The organism is Pseudarthrobacter sp. NPDC080039 (assembly GCF_040702335.1).
Lineage (GTDB): Bacteria > Actinomycetota > Actinomycetes > Actinomycetales > Micrococcaceae > Arthrobacter > Arthrobacter enclensis_A.
Genome location: NZ_JBFBKY010000043.1, coordinates 1 through 15074, shown reverse-complemented (window position 1 = coordinate 15074; position 15074 = coordinate 1). Strand labels below are relative to the sequence as shown.

Annotated in this window: 18 protein-coding genes; 12 read left to right on the top strand and 6 right to left on the bottom strand. The window is 66.8% G+C overall.

Annotated features, from left to right (window positions below; all coding sequences use genetic code 11):
- Positions 1 to 69: 69 nt before the first annotated feature.
- Together AB0313_RS21290 and AB0313_RS21285 are read right to left on the bottom strand one after the other, a co-directional pair.
- A complete protein-coding gene (locus AB0313_RS21290; RefSeq protein ID WP_366308242.1) occupies positions 70 to 777 on the bottom strand; it encodes a hypothetical protein in 708 nt (235 codons plus the stop codon).
- A 205-nt stretch (positions 778 to 982) separates the two neighbouring features.
- Positions 983 to 2344, bottom strand: a complete 1362-nt coding sequence (locus AB0313_RS21285) for a DUF445 domain-containing protein (RefSeq protein WP_366308240.1) — start codon at positions 2342 to 2344, stop codon at positions 983 to 985.
- 49 nt (positions 2345 to 2393) lie between these two features.
- Here AB0313_RS21285 and AB0313_RS21280 point away from each other — a divergent pair, with 49 nt between their 5' ends.
- The 7 genes from AB0313_RS21280 (at position 2394) to AB0313_RS21250 (ending at position 7203) form a co-directional block, all read left to right on the top strand.
- Entirely contained in the window at positions 2394 to 3293 is a 900-nt protein-coding gene (locus tag AB0313_RS21280; RefSeq protein ID WP_307312252.1) for a glycerophosphodiester phosphodiesterase family protein, read from the top strand.
- Between the two features lie 113 nt (positions 3294 to 3406).
- Positions 3407 to 4663 carry a CoA transferase gene (locus AB0313_RS21275; RefSeq protein ID WP_366308238.1) on the top strand — a complete coding sequence of 419 codons (1257 nt, stop codon included), beginning with the start codon at positions 3407 to 3409 and terminating at the stop codon, positions 4661 to 4663.
- 152 nt (positions 4664 to 4815) lie between these two features.
- Positions 4816 to 5247: a hypothetical protein gene (locus AB0313_RS21270; RefSeq protein WP_366308244.1), complete on the top strand. Its 432-nt coding sequence runs from the start codon at positions 4816 to 4818 to the stop codon at positions 5245 to 5247.
- Positions 5244 to 6035, top strand: coding sequence for an AzlC family ABC transporter permease (locus AB0313_RS21265; protein WP_366308236.1), 792 nt, complete (start codon positions 5244 to 5246; stop codon positions 6033 to 6035). The genes AB0313_RS21270 and AB0313_RS21265 overlap by 4 nt, the downstream gene beginning before the upstream one ends.
- Positions 6032 to 6343: an AzlD domain-containing protein gene (locus AB0313_RS21260; RefSeq protein ID WP_141944151.1), complete on the top strand. Its 312-nt coding sequence runs from the start codon at positions 6032 to 6034 to the stop codon at positions 6341 to 6343. Before AB0313_RS21265 ends, AB0313_RS21260 begins: the two co-directional genes overlap by 4 nt.
- Before the next feature lie 143 nt (positions 6344 to 6486).
- The gene (locus tag AB0313_RS21255; protein ID WP_366308234.1) at positions 6487 to 6714 is read left to right on the top strand and encodes a hypothetical protein; all 228 of its coding nucleotides are present in this window, start codon (positions 6487 to 6489) and stop codon (positions 6712 to 6714) included.
- Between the two features lie 84 nt (positions 6715 to 6798).
- Positions 6799 to 7203 (top strand): hypothetical protein, encoded by a 405-nt coding sequence (locus AB0313_RS21250; RefSeq protein ID WP_366308232.1) that lies wholly within the window; start codon positions 6799 to 6801, stop codon positions 7201 to 7203.
- A 126-nt stretch (positions 7204 to 7329) separates the two neighbouring features.
- Here the strand turns inward: AB0313_RS21250 and AB0313_RS21245 are convergent, their stop codons facing one another.
- Both AB0313_RS21245 and AB0313_RS21240 read right to left on the bottom strand, forming a co-directional pair.
- Positions 7330 to 7554 carry a hypothetical protein gene (locus tag AB0313_RS21245; RefSeq protein ID WP_141944148.1) on the bottom strand — a complete coding sequence of 75 codons (225 nt, stop codon included), beginning with the start codon at positions 7552 to 7554 and terminating at the stop codon, positions 7330 to 7332.
- A 172-nt stretch (positions 7555 to 7726) separates the two neighbouring features.
- Positions 7727 to 8386 (bottom strand): TetR/AcrR family transcriptional regulator, encoded by a 660-nt coding sequence (locus tag AB0313_RS21240; protein ID WP_141944146.1) that lies wholly within the window; start codon positions 8384 to 8386, stop codon positions 7727 to 7729.
- Between the two features lie 122 nt (positions 8387 to 8508).
- Between AB0313_RS21240 and AB0313_RS21235 the strand changes: the two genes are divergently transcribed.
- From AB0313_RS21235 to AB0313_RS21215, 5 genes are all read left to right on the top strand, one after another.
- Complete coding sequence (locus AB0313_RS21235; RefSeq protein WP_141944144.1) at positions 8509 to 8832, top strand: thiamine-binding protein; 324 nt, start codon at positions 8509 to 8511, stop codon at positions 8830 to 8832.
- A gap of 74 nt (positions 8833 to 8906) precedes the next feature.
- Positions 8907 to 9596 carry an O-methyltransferase gene (locus AB0313_RS21230; RefSeq protein WP_307312227.1) on the top strand — a complete coding sequence of 230 codons (690 nt, stop codon included), beginning with the start codon at positions 8907 to 8909 and terminating at the stop codon, positions 9594 to 9596.
- A gap of 79 nt (positions 9597 to 9675) precedes the next feature.
- Positions 9676 to 10731, top strand: coding sequence for a hypothetical protein (locus AB0313_RS21225; RefSeq protein ID WP_307312274.1), 1056 nt, complete (start codon positions 9676 to 9678; stop codon positions 10729 to 10731).
- Positions 10725 to 12104 carry a bifunctional PIG-L family deacetylase/class I SAM-dependent methyltransferase gene (locus AB0313_RS21220; RefSeq protein ID WP_366308229.1) on the top strand — a complete coding sequence of 460 codons (1380 nt, stop codon included), beginning with the start codon at positions 10725 to 10727 and terminating at the stop codon, positions 12102 to 12104. Before AB0313_RS21225 ends, AB0313_RS21220 begins: the two co-directional genes overlap by 7 nt.
- Positions 12101 to 12901: a glycosyltransferase gene (locus AB0313_RS21215; protein ID WP_366308227.1), complete on the top strand. Its 801-nt coding sequence runs from the start codon at positions 12101 to 12103 to the stop codon at positions 12899 to 12901. The genes AB0313_RS21220 and AB0313_RS21215 overlap by 4 nt, the downstream gene beginning before the upstream one ends.
- Positions 12902 to 13060: 159 nt before the next feature.
- On the opposite strand, the gene AB0313_RS21210 is transcribed toward AB0313_RS21215, so the two are convergent.
- Both AB0313_RS21210 and AB0313_RS21205 read right to left on the bottom strand, forming a co-directional pair.
- Positions 13061 to 13318 carry a hypothetical protein gene (locus AB0313_RS21210; protein ID WP_366308225.1) on the bottom strand — a complete coding sequence of 86 codons (258 nt, stop codon included), beginning with the start codon at positions 13316 to 13318 and terminating at the stop codon, positions 13061 to 13063.
- A 347-nt stretch (positions 13319 to 13665) separates the two neighbouring features.
- Positions 13666 to 14874, bottom strand: coding sequence for a YihY/virulence factor BrkB family protein (locus AB0313_RS21205; RefSeq protein ID WP_141944136.1), 1209 nt, complete (start codon positions 14872 to 14874; stop codon positions 13666 to 13668).
- Between the last annotated feature and the right edge of the window lie 200 nt (positions 14875 to 15074).

Here is a 15074-nt window from a genome sequence, read left to right as displayed (position 1 = left end):
TTTCGCCGTTCAATTCCCCAACCGACTCCCGATCTGACAAACCGGCAGACCGGACAACCGACCGGTCCCTTACACAGAAAACTTGACACCCCCGCCGTCCCGGTCGGGGCTGTATTCCATCCGCCGGTCCGCCACACCTTTGGCGTGGCGTCTCCCGATGGAGTCGGGATGGTGGCGTTCCCGCCACCCACGGACTTTCGCCCGGAACCGGGACGGGACAAGCTCAGCGGGGGCTGCGCCGCGTGCGGGGTTGGGCGCGTCGGGGTCGAAGAAATGCGCCACCAACGCAGCAGCCCCAACCGCGTCGAGGCCCTCGGTCTCGTCGGCAATGATGCGGGCGTGCTGCCAGGACACGGCACCGGTGGACAGCGCCTCGAGCACCGGTGGCAGGGAGCAGACCCGCCGGTACTGGTCCACCAACGCCCCCGCGGCCGCGGAGCTGATGGTCAGGACCCCGGCGATCTCCTCCACGGTGGACATCTCGGCGTAGGTGCGGTCCTGCAGGCAGGCATCCGGCGCGGTCATGGCCAGCTGCAACCCCAGGCACTCCGCCGCATCCCGCGCCTTCACTGCCGCGAGCTGCGCCTCCAGCCGGGCAACAACCTCCAACCTTCCCAGACACAACTCATACCGGCGCTGCAGCACGTCAATATCTCCAGCCGAAGCACTCAGCGCAGGATGTTCGAGGTTCCGGTCCTCAAGAACCAGCGCATCAAGGGCAGCGACAGAGGCACGAACACCCTCCAGCACCGCCCCCAAACCACCGCTGATTCCCATACCCACATCATCCAACGACCCAGTGACATTCAAGCTGGGGGTCACTTGCCGCCAAGCCCCTACAGCACCGCGCCGTGCCCCAAAAAGCCGGCCGCCGCCGTCGTACGCCTTTCCGCTGCGCAGGTTCCTTTCCACACCCCAAATACCCGGTGCGAAAAGTAACCTGCGGGTCGTCAGAAACTCTCGACGTCAAAAACCTTGGAACCTACCCGAAAAGCAGCTGCGCCACCGTGAAAATCGCCAGCCCGGCGAGGGAACCCACCACGGTGCCGTTGATGCGGATGAACTGGAGGTCCTTGCCTACCTGAAGCTCGATCTTCTGCGACGTTTCCTCGGCATCCCAGCGCGCCACCGTGTCCGTGATGACTCCGGCGATGTCCGAGCGGTAGGTCCGCACCAGGTAGCCCGCGGCGTCGCCGATCCAGGCATTGACCTTGCCGGCCAGTTCAGGGTCCTGTACCAGCCGGGACCCGAAATCGCGGACCGCGGCCTTGAACTTGATGGTGAGTTCGCTGTCCGGATCGTCCACGGCGCCCAGCAGTGCGTTCTTAACCGTGCCCCACGTCCGGGACGCCAGTTCGCGGACCTCAGGATCGCCCAGCACCTGCGACTTGATGTCCTCCGCCCGTGCAATCATCGCCGGATCATGCTGCAGGTCCTGGGCGAGGTCGTTGAGGTACTTGTCGATCGACTGGCGAACCTGGTGGCGGGGGTCGGCCTGGACGGCCCGCACGAACTTCAGGATTTCGAGGTAAACCTTGTCACCCACCAGCCCGTCCACGAACTGGGGAACCCAGGTGGGGGAGCGGTCTGAGACCAGGCGCGTCACGGTCTCGTGGTTGTCGTCCACCCAGTCCGCGGCGCGGTCCACCAGCAGGTCCACCAGGGTGTGGTGGTGCCCGTCGTGGAAGATCCGCTCGGCGAGCCGGCCCACGGGTGGCCCCCACGGCGGGGTGAGCAGGTGCTTGCGGACCATGCCCTCAATGACGGCCTGGACGTCGTCGTCGTTCAAGACCTTGAAGGCGCCCCGGATCACCGCGGCACCTTCCTTGGCCACCCTGTCAGCGCCGCCGGGCGCGGAAAGCCACTCACCGGCCCGCCGGGCAATGTTAACGCTGGCCAGCTTGTCCTGGACTACCTGTTCGGAGAGGAAGTTGGTTTCCACAAACTCGCCCAGGGACGCACCGATCTGGTCCTTCCGGCGGGGAATGATCGCCGTGTGGGGAATCCTGATACCCATCGGGTACTTGAACAGCGCCGTCACGGCGAACCAGTCGGCCAGCGCACCCACCATGCCACCCTCGGCGGCAGCACGTACATACTGCAGCCACGGATAGTCCCTCTGCAGCGCGAACGCGAAGACAAAAATCACGGCCAAGGCAATCAGGAGGCTCAGCGCCAGCAGCTTCATCTTCCGCAGCGCTGCCGCTTTTTCGGCATCCCCGGCGCCAGGCTGTCGGCTGACGACGGCGCCTGCCGCCCCGGTGCCTGGCCGCACCTGCTGCGCTGCTTCGGCGGGTGGTTCCTGCGTGGTTGGCCCAGTAGTTGCCTCAGAGTTCACCTGCATGTGCCAAGCCTAGCCCCGAAGGCCGGGGCAGGTCGGCTACCGTGTGAGCATGACAACTGACGAGTCACTGCAGCAGCGCCCGTTGGTCTTTGCCCACCGCGGCTCCAGCGGCGCCTTCGCCGAACACACGCGTGCCGCCTACCTGCAGGCCCTTGCCGACGGGGCTGACGGGGTGGAATGCGATGTCCACCTGACCCGGGACCAGCACGTGGTCCTGCTCCACGACGCCAACCTGGACCGCACCTCGGACGGGACCGGGCCGGTGGCGGAACGGACGCTGGAGGAACTGCGGCAGCTGGATTTCTCGTCCTGGAAAGGCGTCCGCATTCCCGAAACCTACGGAGCGCGGTCAGAACAGCTCCTCACCCTCCCCGAGCTGCTGGAGATCCTCCGCGGAGCGGGCCGTCCCGTGAAACTGGCCATCGAGCTCAAGCATCCCAGCCCGTACCAGCTCAAACTGGAGGACCGGGTGCTTGAGCTGCTCCGCAGCGAAGGCTGGGATCCGCAAAGCTCCACTGTGGACAACATCGCCGTGACGTTCATGAGCTTCAGCCCGGATTCTGTCCGCCACCTGCTCAGTTCCGTGCCGCCGCAGTACATCTGCCAGCTGGTGGACGATCTGACCATCCACGAGATCCGCGGCGGCCTGGGCGTGGGCCCGATTACCGGTGGTGCCATCGCCAACCTGATGAAGGCCACGCAGCTGGAGGGCGAACGGATCCTGGACGACCGCGAGGTGGGCATGGCGGGCCCCGGAATCGATTACGTCCGCGAGCGTCCTGAGACGGTCCGCCGTTGGATGGACTCCGGCCGCCGCTTCAGGGTGTGGACAGTGGATTCGCCGGAGGACGTGGCGCTCTGCCTGGATATGGGCATCCAGGAAATCACCACCAACGTGCCGGCCCGCGTCCTGGACCAGCTCCGGGTCTCCTCACCGCAGGGAAAGTAGCGGCGGACGTGAGCGCCGGGGGCACCCCTCTCCGAGATCGGTGGTGGGCGGGAAAGCTCGACGTCGAAAGCCTTGCACTGCAATCCGTGGGAGCCACGGCTGAAGCGTTGAATATGTACTGTCGCGCGCCCGGCCGGTTCAGTACCACCCCAGCCCTGACGGCGGCTGCCTTCGACTCTTTCGGACACCTCCGGATCGCCGGGCGTAAACCGCAGGGCTTTGCGCCCCTGTCCGGTTTCCGGCGCACCCAAGACGGCTGGATCCGGCTCCACGCCAACTACCCGCACCACGAGCAGCGGCTGCTGCAGGCGCTCGGTGCGACTTCCGCGGAAGGGGCAGCCCAGCGGCTCGGCTCCATGGCAGCGCTGGAGGCTGAGGCCGCCATCCAGGCCCACGGCGGGATCGCTGCAGCCGTCAGGACCCGTGCCGAATGGCTGGCTTCCGACGTGGGACGCGCGGCGGGTTCGGGCCCTTGGATTGCCGTGGAGCACGCCGACGGGACAGCCTCCGGCCTCGAACTGCAGGAACTGGCGGCAACGGCCACTGCCCCTCGTCAGGACGGCAGGCCGGATGGCCTGCCCCTCAAGGGCGTGCGGGTGCTGGACCTGACCCGGGTCATCGCAGGGCCGGCGGCCACCCGGCTCCTGGCTGCACTCGGAGCCGACGTCCTGCGGATCGACCCGCCTGCTTTCCCCGAAATCCAGGCCCAGTTCGTGGACACCGCCTTCGGCAAGCGCAGCGTGGAAGCGGATCTCATGGAGCCGGAAAACCAGCAGCGGCTCAGGCAACTACTGGCCGGCGCCGACCTGATGGTCACCGGCTACCGGAGCGGGGCCCTGGACCGGTTTGGGCTCAGCCCCCGCGAACTGCTGGGAACGCACCCCCGGCTGGTGGTGGTCACCCTCAACGGCTGGGGAAGCGCGGGACCGTGGAGCGGCCTGCGCGGCTTTGACAGCATCGTCCAGGCGGCCAGCGGGATCGCGCACCTTTACGGCACGGAGAACGACGACGGCGGGTGGCGCCCGGGTGCCCTTCCCGTCCAGGCCCTGGACCACGCCACAGGGTACGGAGTGGCTGCCGCGGCCGTCCGGCTCCTCGAACGTCGGCGGGAGACAGGGGCGGGCGCCGCAGCCCGTCTGTCGCTTGCCCGGACCGCCGAGGAGCTCTTTTCCCTGTCCAACAGCGCGCCCAATGACCTGCCAGGGAATGCAGGCAGCCCAGCCCAGCTGCCGGCGCCGGACTATAGGCTCGTGGCCAGCAGTTACGGAGAGCTCCGCTATGTTGGGCCGCCGCTGCTCGATTCGGGGCGCCCGCTGGACTACCTGTCACCACCACCCCCGTACGGGAGCTCCGCGCCAGCTTGGGGCTGAAGAGCCGTGCAGCCAACGCCGATGCGGGTTTCCGGGCCCAGTGTTGGCTGTGATTGAGTGGTTCCATGTCTTCTCCCTGGTCCGGCCCGGGCTGGCCCACTCCGGGCCGGTCCCTGAGCAGCTTCCCGGTTCAAACCCTGTCCGCCGCCGCCATGGCAGCCCTCCTGGTGGCCAGCGCCGGCAAGCATTTCAGGGACCCCGCGTTTTACCGTGACGTTGTCCCTGGGTACCTCTGCCGCCGGGATCCGGAGCCCGGAACGGACCAGGGCGGGCCGGCACATCCGCTGGCCGTCCTGTCCCGGGATGAGTGGATCGCCGTGAGCGGACTGCTGGAGCTGGCTGCCGCCGTCGGAATCCTGCTCCCGCCTACGCGGAAGCTGACAGCCACTGCCCTCACGGCGATGTTCGCCGCCTTCCTGGCCGGCCACGTCGATGCCCTGGTCCGGGCATACACCCCGGCGGGCACACCCCTGCGGCGGAAGATCCACACCGCGCGGCTTCCCCTCCAGGCGCCCCTGATCCTGTGGGCCTGGAGCCTGCGGAAAAGCGCACTCCCCAAACGCGCACCCGGAAGCCGGCCGTGAAACTGCTGGCTTCGCCGGCGGTCAGGGTTGGCATCTCCATCAGTATCGCCACCGGCCTGTACGGGGTGTCCTTCGGGGCGCTCGCGGTGACGTCAGGGCTCAACTTCTGGCAGACCATGGCCCTGAGCCTGCTCCTTTTCAGCGGCGGTTCGCAGTTTGCGTTCATCGGCGTGGTGGCAGGTGGCGGCTCGGGCATCGCCGCCATGAGCGCGGCGACCCTCCTGGGAATGCGCAACGGCATCTACGGGATGCAGCTGAACGCACTGCTGCGGCCCACCGGTTGGCGCAAGTACGTCGGTGCGCAGCTGACCATCGACGAATCGACGGCCACCAGCACAGGCCAGGCAGACCCTGCCGAGCAGCGGCGGGGTTTTTGGGCAGCCGGGGTTGGCGTCTACGTGCTCTGGAACCTGTTCACGGCCGTGGGGGCGCTTGCGGGAAGCGGCCTGGGCGACCCCAAACAGTGGGGGCTCGACGGAGCCGCCGTCGCTGCCTTCCTCGCCTTGCTCTGGCCCCGCCTCAAGGGACGGGAACCCATGGCCATTGCCGTGGCCTGTGCCGTGGCCACCGTCATTGCGGTTCCGTTCGTGCCACCGGGCGTACCTATCCTGGTGGCCGCCGTGGTGGCTGCATTAGTGGGCTGGTTCAGCCACGGTCGCCGTGACGAAGGCCTGGAACCCGACGTCGAGCCGTACGGCGGACACCACGCCGGCCGCCACCAGGACACCGGCAGCATGCCCCCGGGCGCCGAGCGCGCGGAAGGCGCGGATCCGGGGGCCGGGGCATGAGCTTGTGGATCTGGCTGCTGACAGCGTGCGTTCTTGCCTACGCCTGGAAGCTGGTGGGCTATTTCGTTCCTGCCAGGTTCCTCGAGGAGCCGCGCACATCACGCGTTGCCGGGACCATGACCATCGGCCTGCTTGCATCCTTGACCGTGGTGAATGCTGTGGTGTCCGGCCAGGCGCTGGCCGCCGATGCCAGACTGGGGGCGCTGGCCGCTGCCGCCATTGCCCTGGTGCTGAGGGCGCCCTTCCTGGTGGTGGTCATCGCCGGAGCCGGCACTGCGGCCCTGCTGAGGATGATGGGCTGGGGCTGAGGCAACAGATGCGTACGAATTGGTGATCCAGGTCACTTTGCTGGCGTGGTGCCGGTTGTACTATGAGATCGGCTTATGCAGTTGGCCATGGCATTGGCAATGGAACGGCAACAATGGAAAATCAGCTGCATCAGGCGGGCGGCTTGGCGGGCAGACCCCGCCAAAAGAACGCCCGACGGCGTGCCGGCCTCCCGGCCAAACGCTTCTTTAAGCGCTTTCCCAGCCTTTCGGACGTACCGGACGAGGACCTGGAATTCCTTTCATCAAGGCTCCGCGAGGCACTCGACCTCGATCCGACGTCGTCCGTTCCAGCCCTCCAGGCCCTGGTACGCCAGGAACTCCGCAAGAGGGAAGAGGCGGGCAGCGCCTGACGGGACCACCATTCCACGTACCAAATATGGTGCACTGGAGGAGAGGCAGCCCACACCCAGGCGGCCACCAGAGGAGGAATCGAGATGGACGACCAGTCACGGCCTGTTGAGCCGCAGGACGGCCAGGGAACCGAGGACGCCGAAAGGAACGCTTCAGAGGAACGGGCCGCCGGAGTGCCCGCGGCAGAGCAGACCGGGAAACTGCGGCCCGCTTATCTGGATCCCCGTGGCTCCGAATCAACCCGGGAGTTGCGGGACACCGCCCGCCGGCGCCGTGATGCCGAGGAAAAACTCCAGCAGCACCTGATGGAGGCGAAACGCCATGTGCCCAATGAGTTCCACGAGCATCACGAACACGGGCACGCCGAAGGCGAGCACGCCGGACACCGGGACGCCGGGCCGGGTCCGGAGGCTGGCAGCGGGCCCCAACACGGCGACGCCGAAGAAGGCAGGACTGCCGGGAAGGGCCCAGGCGGGGAAGAGCCGTGAGGGCGAAGGATGCTGAGGGGGCACCGTCCTGACCGCGGTGAATCCTGACGGCCGGGCAGCAGTGACCGGCCGTCAGGCGTTCTGGTGGTGCGCCACCTGGACGCGCCCCACCTGGACTCAAGGCAGCTAGGCGACGCCGTGTGCGGTGCCACCGGGGGAGACGGCCCTCCGGCAGGTTTCTTCCACGCCCATTTCGTACCAGACCTGCGCGCCAAACTCGGGCTCGGGGGTGTCGAGGTTCTGGTAGAGGGCGTCAAGGAGTTCGACGAGCTCCCCGTTTGTCAGCGTGGGCAGGACTTCCTCCGGCCCTCGAGGATCGCTGAGATAGTGGAGAAGCTTTGAATGGGTCATCGCACTGCGTCCGTCGAACGGCGGAAGGGCACCAATGGCTTCATGGGTCGCTCCAGCTGGAAGTACCGAGGCTGGCTGCCTAACCCCAACCTTGAGTGTATTGCACCTGCCCGCTGCTAACAACGATCCAGTGCCTGGCAGCGCCGCTTGGTTACCCCCTCGTGGAGCAGGCCTACTCTGCCTCTGCGTCGGGCTCCACGGCAACAATGGTTGGGGCTCCCGCGGCGGCCGGGACGGGCACCAGGGCAGGCAGGGGCCGCGACGGACGGGACGTGCGGATGGCGTCCTCAACCAAGGCAAGCGGGCGGCGCCACGCGTCGGAGCCCGGCTCCATGGTGTCCACTACGCCGATCAGCATGGCCAGCAGCCGGAACATGTCCGTCATCGAGATATCCGTGCGCAGGCTCCCCTGGCCCTGGCCCCGGGCCAGCAGGACACTGATGGACTCCATGAGCGAGACGGTAATTCCGGTGAGGAGTTCACGCCGTCCTGCCACAGCACACAGCAGGTTGGCGTCGTCGCTTGCGGCCGCCATCAGGGCTTCCAGGACGCGCAGCAAGCCGGCAGCGGCGTCAATGTCGGCAAGGGCTCCGTCCATCACCGGGTCCACGGTGAGCCGGAGCTGCCGGTTGAGCGCTGCGAGTACCAGTTCCTCCTTGTCCGCGAAGTTCCGGAAAAGAGTTGCCGGTCCAACACCGGCAGTGGTGGCGATGGTCTGGAGTGGTACCTCCGGGCCGAACTCCCGGAAGCACTGGCGCGCCGCCGTGATGATCTTGTCCACATTCCGCGCTGCGTCTGCACGTAGGGGCTTTCGGGCGACTGCGAGGCTCATGCCCAAAAGGGTAGCAACGGAGCCTCCGGCCACCATGGTTACTGCGGGGTAAGCGCTTATGTGACGGCCGCCGGCCGTTGTCCGGCCTGTGGCGGTGCGGAACAGCGTGGGAGACTGGGGGCATGTTGCTTGCATTTTCTGTTGCTCCCTCTGGCGTTCCCGCTGAAGGCTCACGGCCCAACGATGCATCAGTGCACGACGCCGTTGCCGCCGCGGTGAAGATCGTCAGGGAGTCGGGGCTGCCCAACCAGACGGATTCCATGTTCACCACCATCGAGGGTGAATGGGACGAGGTGTTCGACGTCGTCAAGCGCGCCACGGAGGCTGTGGGGCGGTACGGCAGCCGCGTTTCGCTGGTCATCAAGGCCGACATCAGGCCCGGATACACAGGTGAGCTGACGGCCAAGGTGGACCGCCTGGAAAGCGCCCTGGCGCAGGAGCCTTAAGCCTGCCTGCCTAAGCCTGCCTGAAGGGGCAAAAGTATCTGGACCACTGCAGGGCTGCGTGCCAAACTGTGGCCATGTTCGAGCACAAGCCCCGCCCGGAGTGGATTGCCGTTGAGGAGTTCCTGTCCCGCACCGTGGTGCACCCGGACGCGGCGGTCCAGCAGGCCATCCGCACTGCTGCTGAAGCAGGGATGCCGGCCATTGAAGTCGCGCCAAACGCGGGAAAGCTCCTGAAACTCCTTGTCCAGATGTCCGGCGCGCACCGGATTCTGGAGATCGGAACGCTTGCCGGCTACAGCACCATCTGGATGGGCCGTGGCCTTCCGCGCAGCGGCACACTGGTCACCTGCGAGTACCTTCCCCAGCACGCGGAGGTGGCGTGGGCCAACATTGACGCCGCCGGCCTGGGCGAGCGCGTGGAGATCCGCCTGGGCCCTGCCCTGGAGACGCTGGCGGCCCTGGAGGAAGAAGAGCGGGAACCCTTCGACTTCATCTTCATTGACGCCGACAAACAGAACAACAGCCGCTACCTTGACTGGGCCGTCAGGCTCGGCAGGCCGGGTGCAGTCGTGGTCCTGGACAACACCATCTGGGAGGGGGCGGTCCTGGACCCCGGCATGGACCCCGTTAATGCGCAGGGGATCATCGAGGCGCTCAAGCTTCTCGGTGACCACCCGCGGCTCGATGCCACCGTGATCCAGACAGTGGGATCGAAAGGCTGGGACGGTTTCGCGCTTGCCCGCATCCTTCCGGCGCAACAGTAAGTAAGCTGTGTAAATGCCCGGCGCCCCGCCGGACATCTCAAAGGGGGATTTCTTGCCTGCGGAACGTGTTCCTGTGCTTATGGGCTCCACCCGTACAGACCTGTCCCCATGGGGCCCGCTCCTGGACTCGTTCGCCGCCGCAGCCGGCAACGTCCGTGCTCTGCTGGCCCTGGCTGTCGAGGCCGGGAAGGCGTGGCCCCGTCCAGGTGAGGGCCGGACAGTGGTTCTGTGGGAGCTGTTGGCTTCCGTGGCTGCCGCAGATGTGGCCGCGGCCCGGGTCCTGGAACCGCATCTGGACGCCGTCGCCATTCTCGCGCAGGCGGACCAGGCTTCCGGTAACCGTGTACCGGACGCGCCGCGCGCCGGGACTTGGGGTGTCTTTGCCGCAGAGGCGCCGGGGGTAAGGCTTGAGGCGCGCCAGACCGGGGACGGGATCGTCCTGGACGGGTCCAAGCCCTGGTGTTCCCTCGCGGGAAGTTTGGACAGTGCGGTCATCACGGCCCACACGGACGACGGCGGCAGGGCGGCTTTCGAAGTCGATCTCCGCCACCCCGGCGTGGCATGTGAGGAACCGGAATGGATCGCGCGCGGGCTCAGGGAGATACCCAGTGGAAGGGTGGACTTCCACGAGGTTCCTGCCACTCCCGTTGGCACACTGGGCTGGTATCACAGCCGTCCGGGCTTCGCCTGGGGCGGAATGGGAGTCGCGGCCTGCTGGCTGGGAGGTGCCGTGGGCGTGGCCCGGGACTTCCGCAATGGCCTGCTGGCGGGGGCCGATTCGGGACGGGAGCCGGACCAGGTTGCCTTCGCCGCCCTCGGAGACGTGGACCGGACCCTCACGGCGGCACTGCAGTACCTGGCCCGTACCGCAGCTCGAATAGACGATCGCAGCCTCGGCGGCGGGACGGGCCCCAGTACCTGGAGTGAAGCCCAGCGTGTCCGTGGCACTGTTGCCGCCGCCGTCGAACGTGTCCTCCAACTGGTGGCCTCCAACCGTGGCCCCGGCCCGCTTGCCTTTGACGAACCGTATGCCAAGAGGATGGCTGACCTGGCCCTGTACGTCCGGCAGCATCACGGCGCACGGGACGATGCCCAACTCGGCCGGCTGGCCTTCAAGGGGGACAGCGCATGGTGACCTTCTCGCACACTGACCCCGGGACCGGCGAAGCCGCCTGGACCCGCAGCGGCCTGGCGGTGGCCCCGGAACTGCCGCTCGCAGCCGCCGAACTGGCTGCCATGCGGTTCGTGGTCCTCGCAGCGCATCCGGACGACGAAACCCTGGGCGCGGGCGGCCTTATGGCGTCGCTGGTGGCGCTGGGAGCCAAGGTGCAAGTCCTGCTGTGCACGGCGGGGGAGGGGTCGCACCCGGACTCGCCCACGGCTGCCCCGGAGCAGCTGGCCGGGATCCGGCTCACGGAGTTCGGCACGGCCCTGGCCGCGCTGGGCCTGAAGGACTGCTGGACGTTCATCGGCTTGCCGGACCGCGGGCTTGCCGGCCATTCAGAAGCCATTACCCGTGCTGTCCGGGACGCTGTCCAGCGGCTGCCCGGTGACCCGGAGAGCCTGGCCCTCGTGGCCCCGTACCGGGCCGACGGGCACGGGGACCACGAGGCCCTCGGCGCGGCAGCCGCGGAGGTTGCACGCCAGGACGGCCACGCACTGCTGGAGTACCCCATCTGGTTTTGGCATTGGGCCACGCCCCAGGACCAGGACTGGCGGCCGTGGGTCCGTTTCCACCTGGATAAGCCGGCCCGCGCCGCCAAGAAGCTGGCGATGTCAGAACACGCAACCCAGGTGCGGCCCTTGTCCCCGCTCCCCGGGGACGAAGCACTGCTCAGCCCAGACTTCCTGGCGCACTTCTCGCGGAGCTATGAGGTTTTTGCCTGGACGCCTGCGCCGGAGGCGTTCAAGCGCCCGTATTCCAGCGCTGATGCCGAATCGGTCTTTGACGGTGTCCACAACGGAGCCGCGGATCCGTGGAACTACTCGGGCAGTTGGTACGAGCAGCGGAAACGCGCACTGACACTTGCCGCCCTCCCGGAAAAATCCTATGAACGGGCCCTCGAGGTGGGCTGTTCCATCGGGACGTTGACGGCGGAACTGGCCCCGCGGTGCCGCAGCCTTTTAGCGGTGGACGCCAGCGGAACCGCAGTCCACCGGGCACGTCAGCTGCTGGATGGCTGGCCCGGAGTGCAGGTAGAGCAGCGCGTCCTGCCGGGATCATGGCCCAGTGGCACCTTTGACCTGGTGGTGGTTTCCGAAGTGGGGTACTACCTCCCCAAGGAGGAGCTGTCGCAGCTGTGGGACCGGGTGGAAGCATCCCTGGCACCCGGCGGGACCCTGCTGTTGTGCCATTGGCGGCATCCCATCACCGGCTGGGAGCTCATCGGCGATACCGTCCACGCGTTGGGCCGGCAACGGCTGGGCTGGCGGACGGCCGGGATCTACCAGGAACGCGACTTTGTACTGGAAGTCCTCGCAGCCCCGGGCCGCGGGTCGGCGGGGTGACAGAAGTGGCATTGAAGGGTGACGAAGGAACGTCAGCGTCGGCCGGTTCTGCTGGTGGTGGGGTTGCCATTGGGCAGCTGGCTGTAGTCATTCCCGCGCACAACGAGGAGCAGCACCTGGAACGGGCACTCACGGCGGTCCGTGCCGCGGTGGAAAGGGCCTCGTTTCACCTTCCCGGGGTGGATGTGCAGGTGGTGGTTGTCCTGGACAGCTGCACCGACCGGTCCCCGTCCATAGCCGGAGGGTTTGCTGCCGGGAACCCGGCGTGGGCGGTGCTGCCGGTCGGATTCCGAAGTGTGGGCAGGAGCCGCAGGGCCGGGGTTGACGCCGCCCTGGCCAAGGCAGGCAGAGCCCTGCGGACGGCAGGAGCGGCCGGTCCCATGGGGGCTGTATGGGTGGCCAACAGCGACGCCGATTCCTGCGTCCACGAGGACTGGCTGGTCCGGCAACTGGACCTGGCGGCAAAGGGCGCCGATCTTGTCCTTGGCACCGTGCAACCGGACGGCCAGGGCATGCACCACCAGCTTGTGGCCCGGTGGCATGCCCGGCACGCCTGGATTGAGGACCACCCCCATGTGTATGGTGCCAATCTTGGCGTCCGTGCTTCCTCATACCTTGCTGCGGGGGGCTTCCCGGCCGTCGAATTCGATGAGGACCGCGCCCTGGTGGATCGGCTCCGCAGCAGTGGTGCCGCCATTGTTGCTACCGACACCACCCGGGTCCTGACGTCCGGAAGGACAGCAGGACGGGCGCCCCGCGGCTTCGCCGCTTACCTGCTGGGGCTGGCAGAAGCGTAGCGGCCCGGTCCGTGCGGCACAGTCCGGTCGGCGCCGCGTGCAGCTATGGGAAAGGGCTGCTGCCTCTTGGCAACAGCCCTTTCCCTCAGTCGTAGTCCCCGGCGCAGGTTCCCGGATCCCGGAGCCGGCCTGCTTCAGGGAAGGCCCCATGGGGAATTGTCACACCAGGTCAGGAGCACTCGCAACGATGTAGTCCGCCGCGGCTGGACCGGTCATGGAGAGATTATTGCTGTCCGGGTTGATTCCGGCGTCCTGCATGGCCTCCCAAAGGGCGGCCGGCGGCTGGAGTTCAGCCTTGTGCAGAAGGCACCAGCTGGTATACAGGCCGTAAAGCTCATCGCGTCCGAGCCCCAGTCCGGGCTCCCTGTCAGCGATAACTGCTTCGGCTAGAAACTTTTCAAAATGGGTAGCAGGCATGTCCGCTCATAAGGGTTGACCGTGATGCCGCCGTCTGCTTCAGCGGACCTGCCGGTCTCCACAAGGATCCCGGCGAGGTATTCAAGAAAGTATTGCAGTTCGCTGCGCTTTGTCCAGTTGCGGTCCGCCGGAGGCAAAAGTTTGAAGGGGGCCGACGGCGACTGGGGGGACTGGCCTCGGTCTCAGAAGAGGCCATCTCACCGCCGACCCCGCGTAGCCCCGGGCACGCATTGCCCGGGAAACCTCAACAGGACCTTCAAGATGAATTTTCCTCCATCTTGAAGGTCCTGCCTAGTCCTTCTGATACTCCCTCTCCAGGCCCCTCTACACGGAACCTGGAGGCGCCGCTATGCGCTCCCGCCGCCCGGGCCGCCGTCGGACTCTGCGGTGCCGGCACGGTGCTGTACCTTTTCACGGATCCGCTCGCGGTGGCTCTCGCCCGGGCGGTGACCGTCCTGGCCCCCTTCCGAACCGTTCCGGCCCTTCTGGTCGTTTTCGGCGGCGTACTTCTCCCGGAGTTCACGGCCGTGCTTGATGTCGTCCTCAATCTGCTGCTGCAGCTTTTCGCTCTTCTTGGTATCGCGCGGCGGCAGCTGGATGGTTTCCTCCGCCTTGATACCGGCCTGGAGTTCGCGTCCCCGCTCCACCTCGGCGTCGAACTCGGCGCCGAACAGCAGCGACATGTTCAGGATCCAGAGCCACAGCAGCATGATGATCACGCTGCCCAGGGCACCGTAGGTCTTGTTGTAGTTTCCGAAGTTGCCAACGTAGAAGCCGAAAGCCAGCGAGGCGACGAGGAAGACCACCAGGGCGATGCCCGACCCCATGCTCATCCACCGGAATTTGGGCTGCTTCACGTTGGGCGTCGCGTAGTAGAGGACCGCAATGATGGCAATGATCAGGATGACCATGACCGGCCATTTGGCGATGTTCCAGACGGCGAGGAACGCACCGCTAAGACCGATCAGGCCGCCCACTGCCTCCGAGACCGGACCGCTGAGGACCAGCATGCCGGCCAGCAGTGCCACGATGACCACCGCAAGGAGTGTGACGGCCAGCATGGTGCTGCGCAGCTTCACGAACGGGCGGCCTTCATCCACTTCATAGATGCGGTTCATCGCACGGCCAAAACCGCCGACGTAGCCCGATGCGGACCAGAGGGCGGTGACCAGGCCGATGACCAGGGTGAACCCGGCCGCGGGTGCGCTGGTCAATTCCGAAATGGGGCCGCTGATCGTGTTGACGGTCTCTGCCGGAGCAAAGCCACGAACGATCTCCAGCAGGGCATTGGTCGTCTTCTGAGGGTCACCAAAAAGGCCCAACACGGAAACCAGAGCCAGCAGCGCGGGAAACAGGGAAAGGACCGCGTAATACGTCAGGCCTGCAGCCAGGTCCGGGCACTGGTCCTTGCTGAACTCGCGAAGGGTCTTTTTGGTGATGTACTTCCAGGACGGCTTGTAGAGGTCCCTGGGGCTGCCGGGCTTCCTTGCGTCGTCGGGTGCCGGCGCCTGGGCCGCCTTGGCGGTACTGGTCTCGGAATCATCGTGAGTGGCCATGGGGCGTCCTCTCAATCGGGGGCGAAGCAGACAGGCCGGCCCCGCGGAGGGCGGTGCCGGCCTGTCGAACAGAACTTGTGCCTTGCATTTCGGCGGTGACGGGCCCTAGGTGTTTTGGATGTTGTCTTTGGCGTCTGTGGCGTGGTCTTTGACGTCGGTGGCGGCTTGTTGGCCTTCGGTTTTGACGTTTTGGGTGGCGT

Bases quoted from the DNA above. Each gene is read 5' to 3' on its own strand.
- AB0313_RS21290 (WP_366308242.1), bottom strand. From the start codon at position 777: ATGGGAATCAGCGGTGGTTTGGGGGCGGTGCTGGAGGGTGTTCGTGCC.
- AB0313_RS21285 (WP_366308240.1), bottom strand. From the start codon at position 2,344: ATGCAGGTGAACTCTGAGGCAACTACTGGGCCAACCACGCAGGAACCA.
- AB0313_RS21280 (WP_307312252.1), top strand. From the start codon at position 2,394: ATGACAACTGACGAGTCACTGCAGCAGCGCCCGTTGGTCTTTGCCCAC.
- AB0313_RS21275 (WP_366308238.1), top strand. From the start codon at position 3,407: ATGTACTGTCGCGCGCCCGGCCGGTTCAGTACCACCCCAGCCCTGACG.
- AB0313_RS21270 (WP_366308244.1), top strand. From the start codon at position 4,816: ATGGCAGCCCTCCTGGTGGCCAGCGCCGGCAAGCATTTCAGGGACCCC.
- AB0313_RS21260 (WP_141944151.1), top strand. From the start codon at position 6,032: ATGAGCTTGTGGATCTGGCTGCTGACAGCGTGCGTTCTTGCCTACGCC.
- AB0313_RS21250 (WP_366308232.1), top strand. From the start codon at position 6,799: ATGGACGACCAGTCACGGCCTGTTGAGCCGCAGGACGGCCAGGGAACC.
- AB0313_RS21245 (WP_141944148.1), bottom strand. From the start codon at position 7,554: ATGACCCATTCAAAGCTTCTCCACTATCTCAGCGATCCTCGAGGGCCG.
- AB0313_RS21240 (WP_141944146.1), bottom strand. From the start codon at position 8,386: ATGAGCCTCGCAGTCGCCCGAAAGCCCCTACGTGCAGACGCAGCGCGG.
- AB0313_RS21235 (WP_141944144.1), top strand. From the start codon at position 8,509: ATGTTGCTTGCATTTTCTGTTGCTCCCTCTGGCGTTCCCGCTGAAGGC.
- AB0313_RS21230 (WP_307312227.1), top strand. From the start codon at position 8,907: ATGTTCGAGCACAAGCCCCGCCCGGAGTGGATTGCCGTTGAGGAGTTC.
- AB0313_RS21225 (WP_307312274.1), top strand. From the start codon at position 9,676: ATGGGCTCCACCCGTACAGACCTGTCCCCATGGGGCCCGCTCCTGGAC.
- AB0313_RS21220 (WP_366308229.1), top strand. From the start codon at position 10,725: ATGGTGACCTTCTCGCACACTGACCCCGGGACCGGCGAAGCCGCCTGG.
- AB0313_RS21210 (WP_366308225.1), bottom strand. From the start codon at position 13,318: ATGCCTGCTACCCATTTTGAAAAGTTTCTAGCCGAAGCAGTTATCGCT.
- AB0313_RS21205 (WP_141944136.1), bottom strand. From the start codon at position 14,874: ATGGCCACTCACGATGATTCCGAGACCAGTACCGCCAAGGCGGCCCAG.